The 15,590-nt window shown below is 36.1% G+C and carries 14 protein-coding genes; 3 read left to right on the top strand and 11 right to left on the bottom strand.

Translation table 11 applies throughout. The annotated features are described in order from the left end of the window. The first annotated feature begins 76 nt into the window (after positions 1–76). Entirely contained in the window at positions 77–1,027 is a 951-nt protein-coding gene (corA, locus tag ACI6MV_RS06185) for a magnesium/cobalt transporter CorA (RefSeq protein ID WP_407269371.1), read from the top strand. A 41-nt stretch (positions 1,028–1,068) separates the two neighbouring features. Here the strand turns inward: corA and ACI6MV_RS06180 are convergent, their stop codons facing one another. From ACI6MV_RS06180 to ACI6MV_RS06150, 7 genes are all read right to left on the bottom strand, one after another. After that, positions 1,069–1,206 carry a YvrJ family protein gene (locus tag ACI6MV_RS06180; protein ID WP_407269368.1) on the bottom strand — a complete coding sequence of 46 codons (138 nt, stop codon included), beginning with the start codon at positions 1,204–1,206 and terminating at the stop codon, positions 1,069–1,071. A 64-nt stretch (positions 1,207–1,270) separates the two neighbouring features. Beyond that, entirely contained in the window at positions 1,271–1,483 is a 213-nt protein-coding gene (locus tag ACI6MV_RS06175) for a DUF2922 domain-containing protein (protein ID WP_407269366.1), read from the bottom strand. 37 nt (positions 1,484–1,520) lie between these two features. Continuing rightward, positions 1,521–1,745, bottom strand: coding sequence for a DUF1659 domain-containing protein (locus ACI6MV_RS06170; protein WP_407269370.1), 225 nt, complete (start codon positions 1,743–1,745; stop codon positions 1,521–1,523). A gap of 462 nt (positions 1,746–2,207) precedes the next feature. Next, a complete protein-coding gene (locus tag ACI6MV_RS06165; protein ID WP_407269369.1) occupies positions 2,208–3,374 on the bottom strand; it encodes a nucleotide sugar dehydrogenase in 1,167 nt (388 codons plus the stop codon). Positions 3,375–3,470: 96 nt separating this feature from the next. Then, complete coding sequence (locus ACI6MV_RS06160) at positions 3,471–3,608, bottom strand: YvrJ family protein (protein ID WP_407269368.1); 138 nt, start codon at positions 3,606–3,608, stop codon at positions 3,471–3,473. A gap of 64 nt (positions 3,609–3,672) precedes the next feature. Continuing rightward, positions 3,673–3,885 carry a DUF2922 domain-containing protein gene (locus ACI6MV_RS06155; RefSeq protein WP_407269366.1) on the bottom strand — a complete coding sequence of 71 codons (213 nt, stop codon included), beginning with the start codon at positions 3,883–3,885 and terminating at the stop codon, positions 3,673–3,675. A 37-nt stretch (positions 3,886–3,922) separates the two neighbouring features. Continuing rightward, positions 3,923–4,069, bottom strand: a complete 147-nt coding sequence (locus tag ACI6MV_RS06150) for a DUF1659 domain-containing protein (protein ID WP_407269380.1) — start codon at positions 4,067–4,069, stop codon at positions 3,923–3,925. 336 nt (positions 4,070–4,405) lie between these two features. Between ACI6MV_RS06150 and ACI6MV_RS06145 the strand changes: the two genes are divergently transcribed. After that, complete coding sequence (locus ACI6MV_RS06145; RefSeq protein ID WP_407269364.1) at positions 4,406–5,398, top strand: LCP family protein; 993 nt, start codon at positions 4,406–4,408, stop codon at positions 5,396–5,398. Positions 5,399–5,459: 61 nt separating this feature from the next. Here ACI6MV_RS06145 and galU read toward each other — a convergent pair whose 3' ends face one another. Then, entirely contained in the window at positions 5,460–6,335 is an 876-nt protein-coding gene (galU, locus tag ACI6MV_RS06140; protein ID WP_407269362.1) for a UTP--glucose-1-phosphate uridylyltransferase GalU, read from the bottom strand. 313 nt (positions 6,336–6,648) lie between these two features. Between galU and ACI6MV_RS06135 the strand changes: the two genes are divergently transcribed. Then, on the top strand, positions 6,649–12,381 hold the full coding sequence (locus ACI6MV_RS06135; RefSeq protein ID WP_407269360.1) for a PA14 domain-containing protein: 5,733 nt from the start codon (positions 6,649–6,651) through the stop codon (positions 12,379–12,381). A gap of 934 nt (positions 12,382–13,315) precedes the next feature. On the opposite strand, the gene ACI6MV_RS06130 is transcribed toward ACI6MV_RS06135, so the two are convergent. The 3 genes from ACI6MV_RS06130 to pssD form a co-directional block, all read right to left on the bottom strand. Further along, on the bottom strand, positions 13,316–14,365 hold the full coding sequence (locus ACI6MV_RS06130) for a glycosyltransferase family 4 protein (protein ID WP_407269358.1): 1,050 nt from the start codon (positions 14,363–14,365) through the stop codon (positions 13,316–13,318). Between the two features lie 209 nt (positions 14,366–14,574). Further along, entirely contained in the window at positions 14,575–15,057 is a 483-nt protein-coding gene (pssE, locus tag ACI6MV_RS06125; protein ID WP_407269356.1) for a PssE/Cps14G family polysaccharide biosynthesis glycosyltransferase, read from the bottom strand. Then, positions 15,054–15,524, bottom strand: coding sequence for a PssD/Cps14F family polysaccharide biosynthesis glycosyltransferase (gene pssD / locus ACI6MV_RS06120; protein WP_407269354.1), 471 nt, complete (start codon positions 15,522–15,524; stop codon positions 15,054–15,056). The genes pssE and pssD overlap by 4 nt, the downstream gene beginning before the upstream one ends. Between the last annotated feature and the right edge of the window lie 66 nt (positions 15,525–15,590).

The following is a 15,590-nucleotide window of genomic DNA, read 5'->3' as shown; positions in this document are numbered from 1 at the left end:
AAACATTGGGCAAAACTATACAAACAGATTAAAAATCCACCATAAAGGGAATAGCATTAGGTGAGGTGTTTTAAATATGATTCAAATCATGGAAATAACGAATGACCATAAAATACATACAAATCGATCAATCGAATCGCTAGAGATGCAACCCGACAATTGGTATTGGATCGATTTTAACCAACCGAAAGAGAATGAAATCACACACTTAGATACGAAGATGCAGTTTCATCCGCTAGCTATTGAAGATTGTATCCATAGCATGCAGCGTCCTAAGCTCGATTATTATGATGATTATACATTTTTCGTAACACATGCATTAAATCATAACGATCTTTCGAAAAAAGAAATTGATTTTTTTATTGGTGAAAACTACATCGTTACATTTCATTTTGATGACTCCCAAGAAATTAATCAGGTGTGGAATCGTATGCTTCAAATGACGAATTTTGATAAATGGGATGCTTACCGCGTCTTTTACGAGGTGCTAGACAAAGTTGTTGATAATTATTTTCCGATTGTATATGAAATTGAAGACGAGCTAAGCGAAGTTGAGGATAACCCGAACGGTGAGACGATGGATGTGCTGCTAGATCAATTGTTCGATCTGCGCCACCAGCTGCTTACGTTACGCCATACGATCAATCCGGTTCGCGACTTATTTTATCGCATGCTCAATTCTCATCATTTAGAAGGAATACGCGAACGGCGTGAGTATTTCGCTGACATATACGATCATCTGGTAAAGCTTGCCGAAATGGTCGCATCAAATCGTGAAATAACCAATGATATCCGCGACAACTATTTATCGATGACCTCCCACCAAACGAACCAAGTGATGAAAGTATTAACAATTATCACCTCCATTTTCGCACCACTAACATTTATCGCTGGGATCTACGGTATGAACTTTGCGAACATGCCTGAACTGAACTGGCAGTATGGTTACTTTATCGTGCTCGGTGCGATGGCTGTGATGGCTGTGCTTATGTTTGTTTGGTTTAAGCGGAAGGGATGGTTTAGTTGAATAAAGCCAGTCACACCTATAAATGTGGCTGGCTTTATTTTTTATTTCAGTTTCTCAGGCAAGGCAAGTATGGATTCTATCAATGTGTTCAGCTTCCCTTCGACACGGTGCAACAAGTAAAAAGTGACCGCTATCGGAAAGCCTACTTCCTTAATTAATGTTAGCCACGTTTCCTCCAACCTGATCCCTCCTCCCTTTTCGCCAAATGTAATAAAAGGGAGCGCTCAGCACGCTCCCTTCTAATTAAATCTCAATCTCTTCTACATTACGCTCAACAATACGTGCTAACTTTTTACTGACTAAATTACCGCCAGAAGAGAAGAACGCATCCTGCGCAATAATGTCGTCCATCGCTGCCTCAACAGCAGTCGGATCAGCAGGTTCAACTGGGTTATCGAGAGAGATCGTAACTGTCTTTTCCATTTCATTTAAAAATTGCAGTTGCAATGTTTTCAAAGGGTTCACCTCCTTGTCGCAACGTAATCAACGAAGATTACTCTGCTGTAATTAATGAGCTGTCGTTTTGTTTAATTTCGTGCAACGTACGTTGTTGCAACGGAACTAAACTAGAGGCGATTGCTAGTAATTGATCCGGAGTTGCTGTAATTTTCACGTTGTTAAAGGATTTAGATTTAAGGATTGGATCCCCGCTCTCTGCATCCACGCCGTCTTCGAATACTAGCTGAAGTCGAGTATTAATTTTCTCTGCTACTGCCATAAGTGCCTCACCTCCTTTCAACTGTATAATCGTTTACATTATTGAAGGAGGTGCTTATTATTTTAATATTCGGCTTTATTAGTACAACGCTAAATCTCGCTAAAGCAATTTAACCGTATACTACACAGTTATTCGGACATATTTTTGTTTTCTCGAGTTTAATGGTACCGATTAATCCACATTCAAACGATTATTAAGATGATCACAGTATCAACCATCTCATTAAATTATTAGTAACTGGCTACGATGGTCGGGAAGAAGACAAATCCTAACTTGGCGGAATAAAATTCGTGATCCGGAGAAGTAAATTATTTAGGGTGTAGACAATTGAGGTAAGGAGCCAAATTAATCCGCGTTCTGATGCATCTATATTTGGGACATTAAATTAACCTAAACAGATATATTTGATGACTAAAAAAGCTGCGTCCGTTTTTAATTAACGAAACGCAGCCGATTATTATATCAGTCTCTCTGATATAAATCTCTCGTATATACTTTCTCTTTAACGTCACTCAATTCATCACTTAATCTGTTCGACACGATCACATCAGACATCTGCTTAAACTCTTCCAAATCCTTGATTACTCTAGAATTGAAGAACGTTTCTTCTTCTAAGCCCGGCTCATAAATAACAACTTCAATTCCTTCACCTTTGATCCGCTTCATAATCCCTTGGATCGAAGACGCTCTAAAGTTATCGGAATTTGTTTTCATCGTAAGACGATAGATACCAACAATTTTGGGATTTCTCTCAATAATTTGTGATGCAATAAAGCTCTTTCTCGTACTATTTGCATCAACAATTGCGCCAATCAGGTTGTTCGGAACATCCTTATAGTTAGCTTTTAATTGCTTCGTATCTTTTGGTAAGCAATATCCACCATATCCAAATGATGGGTTATTGTAATGACTTCCAATCCTAGGGTCTAGTCCAACACCTTCAATGATGTCTTTTGTATTTAACCCCTTCTTTTCCGCATAGGTGTCTAGTTCATTAAAATAAGCTACGCGTAGGGCTAAGTATGTGTTGGAAAATAATTTAACGGCCTCTGCTTCCGTAGAATCTGTGAACAGCACAGAAATATCCTCTTTTATAGCTCCTTGCACTAACAAGTCAGCAAACGTTTTAGCTCTATCAGATTTTTCACCAACGATGATTCGGGAAGGATATAGATTGTCATACAATGCTTTACCTTCTCTTAGAAATTCTGGTGAGAATAGTATATTATCTGTTTGAAACTTTTCTCTTACATCTTCTGTATACCCAACAGGTACAGTTGATTTTATTACCATAACAGCGTGAGGATTTATTGCAAGAACATCGCTGATTACACTTTCCACCGTTGCCGTATTAAAATAATCTTTCTCTGGATCATAATCGGTTGGCGTTGCAATGATCACAAATGCTGCATCCTCAAACGCCTTATTTTTATCCGTCGTAGCAGTAAGATTCAATTCCTTCGTTGTTAGGAAGTCCTCAATTTCTTTATCTACGATCGGGGATTTTTTACTATTGATCATATCGACTTTCTCTTGAATAATATCAAGCGCAGTTACATCATTATGTTGCGCCAACAAGACAGCATTGGATAAACCAACATACCCTGTCCCAGCTACAGCAATTTTCATCCTGTGATCACTCCTTTATTCTTTTTATATTTTAGCATACTTTGTTATCGTAAAATAATAAAATAACGTGTCACTTTTTGTTAAATTTCTGCTTCATTATTTCAGTTTCTCAGGCAAGGCAAGTATGGATTCTATCAATGTGTTCAGCTTCCCTTCGACACGGTGCAACAAGTAAAAAGTGACCGCTATCGGAAAGCCTACTTCCTTAATTAATGTTAGCCACGTTTCCTCCAACCTGATCCCTCCTCCCTTTTCGCCAAATGTAATAAAAGGGAGCGCTCAGCACGCTCCCTTCTAATTAAATCTCAATCTCTTCTACATTACGCTCAACAATACGTGCTAACTTTTTACTGACTAAATTACCGCCAGAAGAGAAGAACGCATCCTGCGCAATAATGTCGTCCATCGCTGCCTCAACAGCAGTCGGATCAGCAGGTTCAACTGGGTTATCGAGAGAGATCGTAACTGTCTTTTCCATTTCATTTAAAAATTGCAGTTGCAATGTTTTCAAAGGGTTCACCTCCTTGTCGCAACGTAATCAACGAAGATTACTCTGCTGTAATTAATGAGCTGTCGTTTTGTTTAATTTCGTGCAACGTACGTTGTTGCAACGGAACTAAACTAGAGGCGATTGCTAGTAATTGATCCGGAGTTGCTGTGATTTTCACATTGTTAAAGGATTTAGATTTAAGGATTTAAGGATTGGATCTCCGCTTTCTGCATCCATCCACGCCGTCTTCGAATACTAGCTGAAGTCGAGTATTAATTTTCTCTGCTACTGCCATGAGTACCTCCTGTATAATCGGGAGATATTAGGGAGGAGGTGCTTAATATTAGAAAACTATTCATTTTAACACAAGGTGTTTAAGATTTACTTTAAATTGATCATATAAATATGAAACTAATGTTACAAGTTGTCCGTCTATATATTACAATTAATCTTTTATTACCATCTCATATTACTAATTTGGTATAATCGTTATTATAATGTTGAATATTGTCTATACGGAAGACTATAAGGAGATTGAGTTATGTCGAAACAAAATGATACAAGTAGATCCGAGAAGCGAATAACTAAGAATAAAAGAAAAAAACGAATTCTTTTCATATTACTACCAATAATGATTCTTTTAGCTTCGGCTACCATATATGGAACAAGTTTACTAAATAAAGCAGATGAAATCGTCGGTGAATCATTTGTAGATGATGGAAGAGATGGATCTGAGCTTAGAAAAATTGATATTGATCCAAAAAGACATAATGTTTCCATTCTATTCATTGGTGTTGATGATAGCGAGAAGCGAAGTGATTCTAACCCGCGTTCTGACGCATTAGTACTTGCAACTCTAAATAAGGAAGATAAAAGTGTAAAGTTACTTAGTATTCCGAGAGATTCTTATGTTTATATTCCAGAAGTAGGATATGAGGACAAAATAACACATGCACACGCTTTTGGAGGACCTAAGGCAACTATAGAAGCTGTTGAAGGTTTTCTTGATATTCCTGTAGATTACTATGTCAAAATGGATTTTGAGGCATTCATAGATGTTGTTAATGTACTCGACGGAGTTAAAGTTAATGTACCTTATGAGCTTTATGAACAAAATTCCGAAGATGTTAAAAATGCCATTCACTTATTACCTGGGGAACAGAAGTTGAATGGAGAGGAAGCATTGGCTCTTGCAAGAACAAGAAAATACGACAGTGATATTGAACGTGGTAAAAGGCAGCAAGAGATTATTAAGGCAATTGCTAAGCAGACATTATCCTTCAGCTCTATATTTAAAGTTAACAACTTAATGGAAGCAGTTGGTAATAACATGACTACAAACTTAACATTTGATGAACTAAAAAGTTTTGCATCTTATGGCACTTCTTCAGACCTTAATATTGATACGATTAATATTACCGGTGATGATAAAAAGATTGATGGCATTTATTATTATGAATTAGATCAAGATGATTTGTTATCCAAATCACAACAGTTACAAAAGCATTTAGGTATTTTGCATAATAATAGTTAATATACTCTAATATAGAAAAACCCCCACTGATTAACATATTTTTTTCAGTGAGGTTTTTTTTCTACGATAGCCTCTTTGCAATAACCTTTAAATATTCTGTTAATGGTTCTTTTAACTCTTGACGTTCTAAAGCAAGTTCTATTGTCGTTTGAATAAATCCTAATTTTTCTCCAACATCATAGCGATTACCTTCAAACTCATACGCATAGACTTTTTGTAATTGATTTAATTCTTGAATTGCATCAGTAAGTTGTATTTCTCCACCTTGTCCTATTTTTTGTTCACCCAAATAGTCAAAAATTTGAGGAGTTAAAACATATCGCCCAATAATCGCCAAGTTAGATGGGGCTGTTCCTTGCTTAGGTTTTTCAACAAATTTATTCACCTGAATCCTTCTACCTTCATTTACTAATGGATCGATAATTCCATATCGATGCGTTTCTTCAGATGGGATGCGTTGAACACCAATTATTGACGAGCTTGTTTGCTCATACTGTTCCATTAACTGAAGGAGGCCAGGTTTTTCACTTTGAACTATATCATCTCCCAGTAGCACTCCAAATGGCTCGTTCCCAATGAATTTGCGCGCACACCAAATGGCATGCCCTAAACCTCTTGGTTCTTTTTGCCTTATGTAATGGATATCTACTTGTGCAGATGCATTTATTTTTTCTAAAAGATCAAACTTTTCTTTTCTTGTTAACGTTTCTTCCAGCTCAAAAGAATGGTCAAAATGGTCCTCTATTGCTCTTTTACCTTTCCCGGTAACAATAATAATATCTTCTATACCTGATTTAACAGCCTCATCAACAATATATTCTATTGTCGGTTTATCAACTATCGGAAGCATTTCTTTAGGCATTGCTTTTGTAGCTGGCAGAAACCTAGTGCCCAATCCAGCAGCTGGTATAATCGCTTTTTTGATTTTATTTTCCAAGGTAATCCTCCTTAACACAGTGTGTTTTTAAGAGTTTTGACATACTAAGTATAATTAAAACATTGGATATAAGCAATTTCTTATTCAATATATATTCTGATATTTAGTTATATTTCCCTGTCTTTCTATTAAAATATGTACTTATTTTAAAATTTTCACTTAACAAATCTACTTTTTTGATTGATAATATAAAGTATTGTACTTTGTAATTTTACAGGGGGAGATAAAAATCGAATCTAAGAAAAGACTGTATATGTACCCTTTCCTTTTTGTTACTCTTCTAATATTATTATTTTCTTTTTCATCCTCATCAATGGCTGATACATCATCAGAGAACTGGAAAGGTGAATTTTTTAGCACCAAAGATTTAAAGGGTTCATCTGTTAGTCTGGGAGGAACCGTAGACAAACTTGATTTTAATTGGGGTAAAAGCGCTCCATTATCAGGTATTCCTAGTGATGGTTTTTCTGCTAGATTTGAAAAAAAGTTTTCAATAAAAACAGGGGTACAATTATCTTTTAAGGCCTATGCTGATGACGGTGTACGAGTATATATCGATGATCACCTAGTGATCGATTCTTGGAAAAATGCTTCTTATGATTTAAAAGGTGATGCTACACTTTTCCTTGAATCTGGTTCACATACTATTACAGTAGAATATTATGATAACGGTGGTTCTGCAGCATTAAAATTAATTGAACCTGTCTTTAAAGAGACAAATACTCAAGTCCACTATAATTGGGGTAAAAACAATCCGAAGGCTGGTATATCTGAGGACTACTTCTATGGTGTTTTTGACCAGTCACAAACACTCGATAATAAGGAATATTTTGCACAAACTTTTTCTGACGATCGTGTTCGTCTTACTGTAAATGATGTCGTCAAGATTAACCGTTGGTCTAATGCTAGAGAAATGAATCGTGCTATTCTTGGAACATTAAGTGGCGAAACAAAAATAGAAACTGAGTACTATGAAAACAGTGGTGATGCTGCTTTATTCTCAGACATTGCACCTTTAGGAGATTGGATCGCTTATTACTATAATAATACTAATCTATCTTTAAGCCCTGTAAATGCTGAAATAATAGAAGCGAGTAGTGATGGAAATCTTGTTCAAGATTTTGGTTATAACAGCCCTATGAAAAATATAAATACTGATTACTTTTCAGCAAGGTTTGTTACCGCTAAACGTATTCCGGCAGGTGATTATATTATTCGCGCGCGAGCAGATGACGGAATTCGTGTTTTGGTAGATGGTGAAGTAGTCGTGGATCGTTTTACACCTAGTAGTTATCGTGAAGATGCTGCAAGAGTCCGTATAGAAGACAAAGATAATTCTAATATTCACTGGATTGAAGTTCAGTATTTAGAGCAAACAGGTAATAGTAAGTTAGCTATCAGCTTTGAACCCTATTCCATTCCTAATGGAAGTTGGATTGGTGAATTTTATCCCAATACTAATATGCAAGGAAATGCTAAAGTTGTAGGTGGGTCAAATGCTCTACAGAAATTAAATCAACTTAACTATAACTGGGGAACAAAAGCACCTGTGGCATCCATTCCTACTGATAGATTTTCAGCTGTATTTAAAAAGAAATTCACTATCGAATCGGATGCTGAATTGAATTTCCAAGCATTTGCCGATGATGGTGTAAAGGTCTACCTAGATGATACAGTCATAATAGACTCTTGGAAGAATGGATCCTATGCAAAAAAGGGTGACATAACTCGTCTTGTTAAAGCTGGTACCCATACATTAAGGGTAGAGTATTTTGACAACACTGGATCTGCAGCCCTCAAAATTGTAGAACCAGTTCTGATGGAATCAGAAAAATCCATTCATTATAATTGGGGAAATAAGGCACCTGCAGAGCATCTAACTGCAGACCGTTTCTATGGTTTATTTAATCAGTCTCAATCTTTTAATGAAGGAGAGTATTTTGTACAAACATTTTCTGATGATCGCGTCCGGGTTAGCGTTGATGGTGCAAGAATTATTGATAAGTGGACTGACTCTCGATCTATTGATCGTGCCTTACTAGGAACTTTATCAGGTAATCATAGCGTTACAACAGAATATTACGAAAATGCTGGTGACGCTGCTCTATTTTCGGATATTGCTAGACTAGGAGATTGGGTAGCTTATTATTTCAATAATAAGGAGTTAAAAGGGAACCCTATCAACGCTAAAACAATTATTGCCAACAGCAACGGTAATCTTGTTCAAAATATTGGCCAAGCTTCTCCCATGTCTAATGTGAATAAAGACTTTTTCTCTGCAAGCTATACTACTGCTAAACGGATTGAGGCTGGAGAATACAAAATCACTGCTAGTGCTGATGACGGAGTTAGAGTGTTGATTGATGGTGAATTAATTATAGATCGCTTTAGCCCAAGTAGTTACCGAGAGGATACCGCTAAAGTCAATTTAGAAAATATTAACGGATCAGACATACATTGGATTGAAGTTCAATATTTTGATAATACAGGAGACAGTAAGCTTAAACTAGATATTGAGGAATATTCAACTCCTAAAAATGTATGGACTGGTGAATTGTTTAGTAATAAGGAATTAAAAGGTATACCAGTTTTAGTTGAAGGAACGAGTGAACTTAATTATGATTGGGGATCAGCATCCCCTCACGTATCGATTCCTGCAAATGAATTCTCTGCTTCTTTCAAGAAAGTTTTTTCCACTTCATCTGGGTCGTATAGACATTTTGAAGTACTTTCAGATGATGGAGTGCGAGTTTATCTAGACGATGAGTTGATCATTGATTCATGGAAAAACGGTTCTTACACATCAAAGGGATCTACGAAACGATACCTAGAAGCTGGACAACACACGCTTCGTGTAGAATACTTCGATAACGAAGGTGATGCGGCTTTACGTTTGAATGAGTACCCTGTTTTTAATGAAACAAAAGAGTCTATTCGTTATAACTGGGGGAAATCAAATCCACAAACTGGTTTTCCAGTTGATCACTTCCATGCTTTATTTGATCAGTCTAGAGACTTTGATGGTCAAGAGTACTTTCTACAAACATTTGCTGATGACGGTATTCGAGTTAATGTTGATGGTCAATTAAGAATAAATAGGTGGTCTAACAATAGAGGTGTGAACCGTGCAATTTTAGGTCCGCTTTCTGGAAACCATAGCGTTACCACTGAGTATTACGAAAACACAGGTGATGCTGCTGTATATTCAGACATCGTACCATTTGGAAAATGGTTAACATACTTCTACAACAATACCGATTTGTCCGGTAATCCGGTTAATGCGAAAATTGTTACGGAAAATCCGGACGGAACTTTAACACAGAATTATGAAAACAGCCCGATAGAAAAAGTAAATGCAGATCAGTTTTCTGCAAGTTATGTAACTGCAAAACGTCTTGAGGCTGGAGATTATATTATCCGTACAACTGCTGATGAAGACATAAAGGTTATTTTGGATGGTACTGTAGTTGCTGATTACAGCTCTGATTTCGGTAATCAAGAGAACACCGTTAAGGTTTCTATTAATAATCTAGATGGCTCTAATATCCATTGGTTAGAAGTACAATCAAAGAATACAACTGGTGAAAGCCATCTGAACTTTGGCTTCGAAAAGTTCGAAGTACCAAACGATAGTTGGGTTGGAGAAATATTTGCAAACAATTCACTCCAAGGTACGCCACTTTATATAGGTGGAAATAATTCACCCGATAAAATTAACGAATTAAATTTTGATTGGGGATCAAATTCCCCACATCCATCTTTGCCAGGTGATGATTTTTCAGCAAGATATCAAAAGAAATATCAAATTCAACACACTGGTGTTTATAAAATTAATACTTTTGCTGATGACGGCGTAAGAGTATTTATAGATGATGAACTCGTCATCGATGCTTGGTATCCAGGTGCATATGAACAATCAAGCTATGTGCAATTAGACAAAGGTGAACATATCGTTACAGTAGAGTATTTCGAAAAAGCAGGTAACGCTAGTTTAGATTTCTCAATTGGTTTAACTAACTTTGATTACTTTGAGAAAGCTGAATCTATTAGTCACAATTGGAAGCAAGGAAGTCCATTACCTTCTATTTCATCCGATAACTTCACTGCTCTATTTGACCAGTCAAGGAATTTCCAAGATAAAGAATATTTTCTTCAAACCCATTCAAACGATGGCATTCAAGTAAAGGTCGATGGGGATAAAAAGATAGACCGATTGACAAGCTCTGAAAATGGTCAAATGGATAGAGCAATTATAGGTAGACTATCTGGGAAGCATAAGGTAGAAACACAGTTTGTTGAGAATACTGGTGATGCTTCTATCTTTTCTAACCTAGCTCCATTTGGGGATTGGATAGCATACTATTATAATAATACTAATCTATCAGGTGCACCGGAGAATTCAAAAGTTATCGATTCTTCTATTATAAATGGAAGCATAGACGAGGATTACGGTACTAATAGCCCAATGGAAGGCATTAACTCAAATAACTTTTCAGCAAGATATGTAACTGCAAAGCGAATAACTGCGGGCGATTACATTCTACGCGCACGTGCTGACGATGGCGTTCGCGTATTGGTAGATGGAGAGGTTGTTATAGATCGTTTCACCCCAAGTAGTTATCGAGAAGATAATATTCGCTTACAGATTGAGGATAATAGTGATGGATCTAATATCCACTGGATAGAGGTTCAGTATTACGATAATACAGGTAACAGTAAATTGCATTTTGACCTTGAGCCTTATGCTTTGACTCAAGATAGTTGGATCGGTGAGTGGTTTAATAATACAAATCTTGAAGGTCTCTCGATTCTTGTTGGTGGAACAAATTCGTTAACACCTATACCTGAACTTAACAATAATTGGGTAGAGGATTCACCGCATCCAAGTCTACCATCTGATTATATTTCTGGTAGATTTCAAAAATTAGTCAATGCAACTGTTGATGGATATTATAATCTTGACGTAGACGCAGACGACGGTGTCCGCGTTTACATCGATGGAGATCTAGTTATAAATGACTGGGTCGCAAAAGATGATGAACGCAATGCGACTGTTGAGTTGAAAAAAGGATTGCATACAATTACTGTAGAATATTTTGAGAGTTATGGTACAGCAAAATTAATGGTTAACTTTTATAAATCTCCTCAAAATGTATATCAATACACGAATTATAATATTACATTTGAGGATGCTTTGAATAGGCAGGTTTCCAGTTATCCAAGGTCCAATTATCAACCAATGTATGTATATAAAGATGCCCTCAAGCAAGTGAATGGCAGATGGGTAGTAGACGGTGGAAATTGGCATGTTCGAAGTGGTCCAAGTCAAGAATATTCGATTGTGGGATACTTACACGAAAATATCACCAAAGAGAATATTGTTATCTACTCAACTCATGATGATTGGTATCGAATTAATACTTGGATGATTGCGACAAGAGAAGATACATCATATTACATGAATCCGAACTCTTTTAGTAAAGACTCTGTATACTATTATCAATTCTTAGATCTTTCCAAGAGTACTAATATTAGTGCTAGAGATATTAATGATAAAGTATTGAGGAATGGATTAACTGGATTTGGTCAAACGTTTATCGATTCAGGTAAACAATATGGAATTAATGAATTGTATTTAATCTCGCACGCTAATTTAGAAACAGGTTATGGAACATCTGCTTTAGCAACAGGAATTCTTGTATCAGAGGTTGCCGGTAAAGCTGTAGAACCTAAAGTAGTCTATAATATGTATGGAATAGGTGCAAATGATAATTGTGCAAATTCATGTGGTTCCGAATATGCTTACAATCAAGGATGGTTTTCTAAAGAAGCGGCCATTGTAGGTGGAGCAAAGTTTATTGCCGATAGATATGTAAACAATGGTAAAAACACTTTATATAAGATGAAATGGAATCCTGCAAATCCTGGAACTAATCAATATGCAACTGATATTGGATGGGCAGTGAAGCAAACACAAAGTATAAAGAACCTGTACGAGTCTTTTGACAGCTATACCTTAATATTTGATATACCGGTATATAAATAAACAGAAAGGACTGTCTACTCAATTTAGACAGTCCTTTTTTTATTTGAAATGAATCTAGATACAATATAACTAGATTCACCAGACAAACACTGCCTAGTCCTTTTTAAGTAAGAGAACATCTGATATTTAATATTCATGGCCATATATCCCTTTATAATATTCCGGGTAAATTTATCCCCCACATTCTTTACCAGTAAACTGAGGAGGGTGAGTATTGCGGAGGGTTTTTACCAGTTGTGCGGTTCTTCTTACCACACTTTGCGGAGGAATATACCAGTGTTTGCGGAAGAACTTACCAATTTGAACCCTCATTACCAAGTGAGAACCAGTGTACTTGATAACCACTCCCACCACCCTTGACTTTGTTGTGTCCGTGGTAGTGGTTTTGATGGCGGATGGCAAAAAACTAGCCTTTAGGGCTCCATCCGCATCAGTAGCGCACCACGGACAATCACTTCTAAGTTCCGCTGGCGGGGCCCCGTCCGTCCCCTTCCAGCGATCACTAAGAAGTGGCACGACAGTCAAGGGCAAGCAGCTAAAGCTGTGGTTAAGATAGTATTATAATCAAGTGAGGGGATTAACGGTAAACAGTCCCGCAAAGTATGGTAAACTTCTCCGCAAACATTGGTAAAAAGAACTGTAAAGGTCGGACAAATTGAATGCAATAACCAGAGGAGGGAAACTTGGATCTCCACCATCTATTAAATCATAATCCCTTACAACACCAAATATAACTTCTTTTATCTCATGACAGACACACTAAACAAAGAACTTTACACCTTGGATAATAGATGAGGGTAGGCATGCTGACCGTGGCTAAAGTGACTACACCTGATTAAAGTTATCCTCAAGCTTCTCATTTGATGACTTTCGAGACTTTTAAAAAAGGTGTATTGGAATGTGAGTTCCAATACACCTTTTCCTGTTTATTCTATCATTTTCTTAATCTATTAGCCTGAAACAAGTTTAACAACGGTTTATAACTTTTGCCTATTAATCCAGTAAGTTCAACGATAATCTCCACAAGAATTATAAGCGCAAAAAATGTAATAGTTGAGCCCCAAATGGTTGAGCGCGTAAAGATGATTGCGGCGATACTGAACAGTGCACTGATACTATATATTAAAATTACTGAGTGTCTATGGCTATAGCCTAAGTTTATAAGACAGTGATGCAAATGAAATTTGTCTGGTGCTGACAATGGCTTCCTTTGGATAATACGACGAATAATCGCGAACGTTGTATCTAATATTGGCACACCTAAGATTGTAATTGGGACAATTAAAGAGAATACAGTAATTTCTTTAAATCCTAATACGGAGATTACACCAATCATATATCCGAGAAATAACGCACCTGTATCTCCCATAAAAATCTTAGCCGGATGAAAATTGTACAACAGAAATCCTAATGTACTCCCCAGAAGGATAAATCCCATCACTGCTACAAACGTATCACCCATAGAGATCGCCAATCCCGAGATAGTTAGTAACGCAATAGAGGAAACCCCTGCTGCTAAACCATCTAATCCATCAATAAGATTAATAGCATTTGTTATACCAACAATCCATAGAATTGTGATGGGAATACTCATATAACCAAATTCCAATGTATTTCCAAATGGTAAGTTAATAAATTCTATTACCACACCATTTAAAACTACAACACTAGTTGCTACTATCTGCAACAATAACTTAATCTTTGCTGATAGCTCAAAAATGTCATCAAGTATACCCGTAGCTGTTATTATTGTTGCACCAATTAATATTGGCCAATAATAAGATGCTGCCATGGGTTGAAAAAAAAGAATTCCCACCATAAAACTTACATAAATTGCTAGACCACCCAAGCGAGGCATAAGTTTTGTATGAACTTTTCTATAGTTTGGCTTATCTACAGCACCAATTTGTATTGCTAATTTTTTGACTAGTGGTGTAAGAAATACTGACATGACAAAACAAAGTGCTAACGCAATATATATCATATTTATCCTCCTAGACCTAGAACCCTAGCAATCTTATAGTCATTTTATTAATCTTATATATAGACGAATTTGTTTTAATAAAAGTTTCAATTAGCTAGTTAGCTTAGTTAATTTTTTCACATTGATACTAATATAGCACATTAATATTTTAATTTCATTATAAAAATTATGGATTTACAAAAAATTAGACATTGTGTTAAATCAGGAAATCATTCTAATTTATCAATAAAATTTCTTAATATGCCAATCATTTTTTGTTTATTTCCTTTAAATGGAACAGGCTCAAAGGATTCCACTTGTTTAATAATATATTCTAATTTTTCTCCATCATCCCATCTCAATATATGTCCTTCTTTCGCTAACACATCCACTAATTGTAATTGATGATCATCATTATGTTCTCCATATTTCTCCAGACGGGCAACTGCGATTACTTTCTTATGTTTTCTTAATGCCGTTATCACTGATCCCGTCCCAGCGTGCGTAATAACTAGCCTCGCAGTCTCGAACAGTTTATCCATTTCTTCATAGCTTACAAATGGTTTTAAATCCATATTTTCTGATCTGTATGCCGTATGTCCATTTTGAACAACTATATCTTCTTTAATTACACCTTTTTCTTTTAATCTATTCACTTCATCTAACAACCTTGTAAACGGGAGCTCAAAAGTACCTAATACAACAAAAATCAATAGATTGACCCCCCATATACAGCTTTCGGATAATATTTCTTCATAGATTCCCATTGAACAATAAAAAGATCTGCAATAGGATAGATTAACTTACCGGATAGATTTGGGCTTTGTGATTTAGCAAAGCTTTCGATGTAAACAACTTTTTTCCTAAACAGCTTTGCAATATAACAAATCGGTACAGCAGTATGTGCCCCAGTTGTTATTACTACATCAGGTCGATGTTTTAGGAATATAAACAAAGATTTTACTATATTAAAAGAAAACTTAAACGGATATGATACCGGATAGGTTCTAGAACCATACATAAGAAAAGATATGGGATATTTATGGACCAATTGCCTTGTCACCTCTGACTTTTCAGTGACAATGTGGTATTGATATTCTTTAAATAATTCTTCTAATTGCAACAACTGTGTTAAGTGCCCCCCTATAGAGGAAATTAATAATATTTTTTTCTGTTTCATCTTCGTCGACTCCCCAGATTAAGTTAGACTTTATGAATTTTCTTACAATAATTATAGGCTTATTTC

This window comes from Radiobacillus sp. PE A8.2, from assembly GCF_045635475.1.
Classification (GTDB): domain Bacteria; phylum Bacillota; class Bacilli; order Bacillales; family Amphibacillaceae; genus JBJGXI01.
Note: the sequence above shows the minus strand (reverse complement) of the source record. Positions and strands in the feature narration are given on the sequence as shown.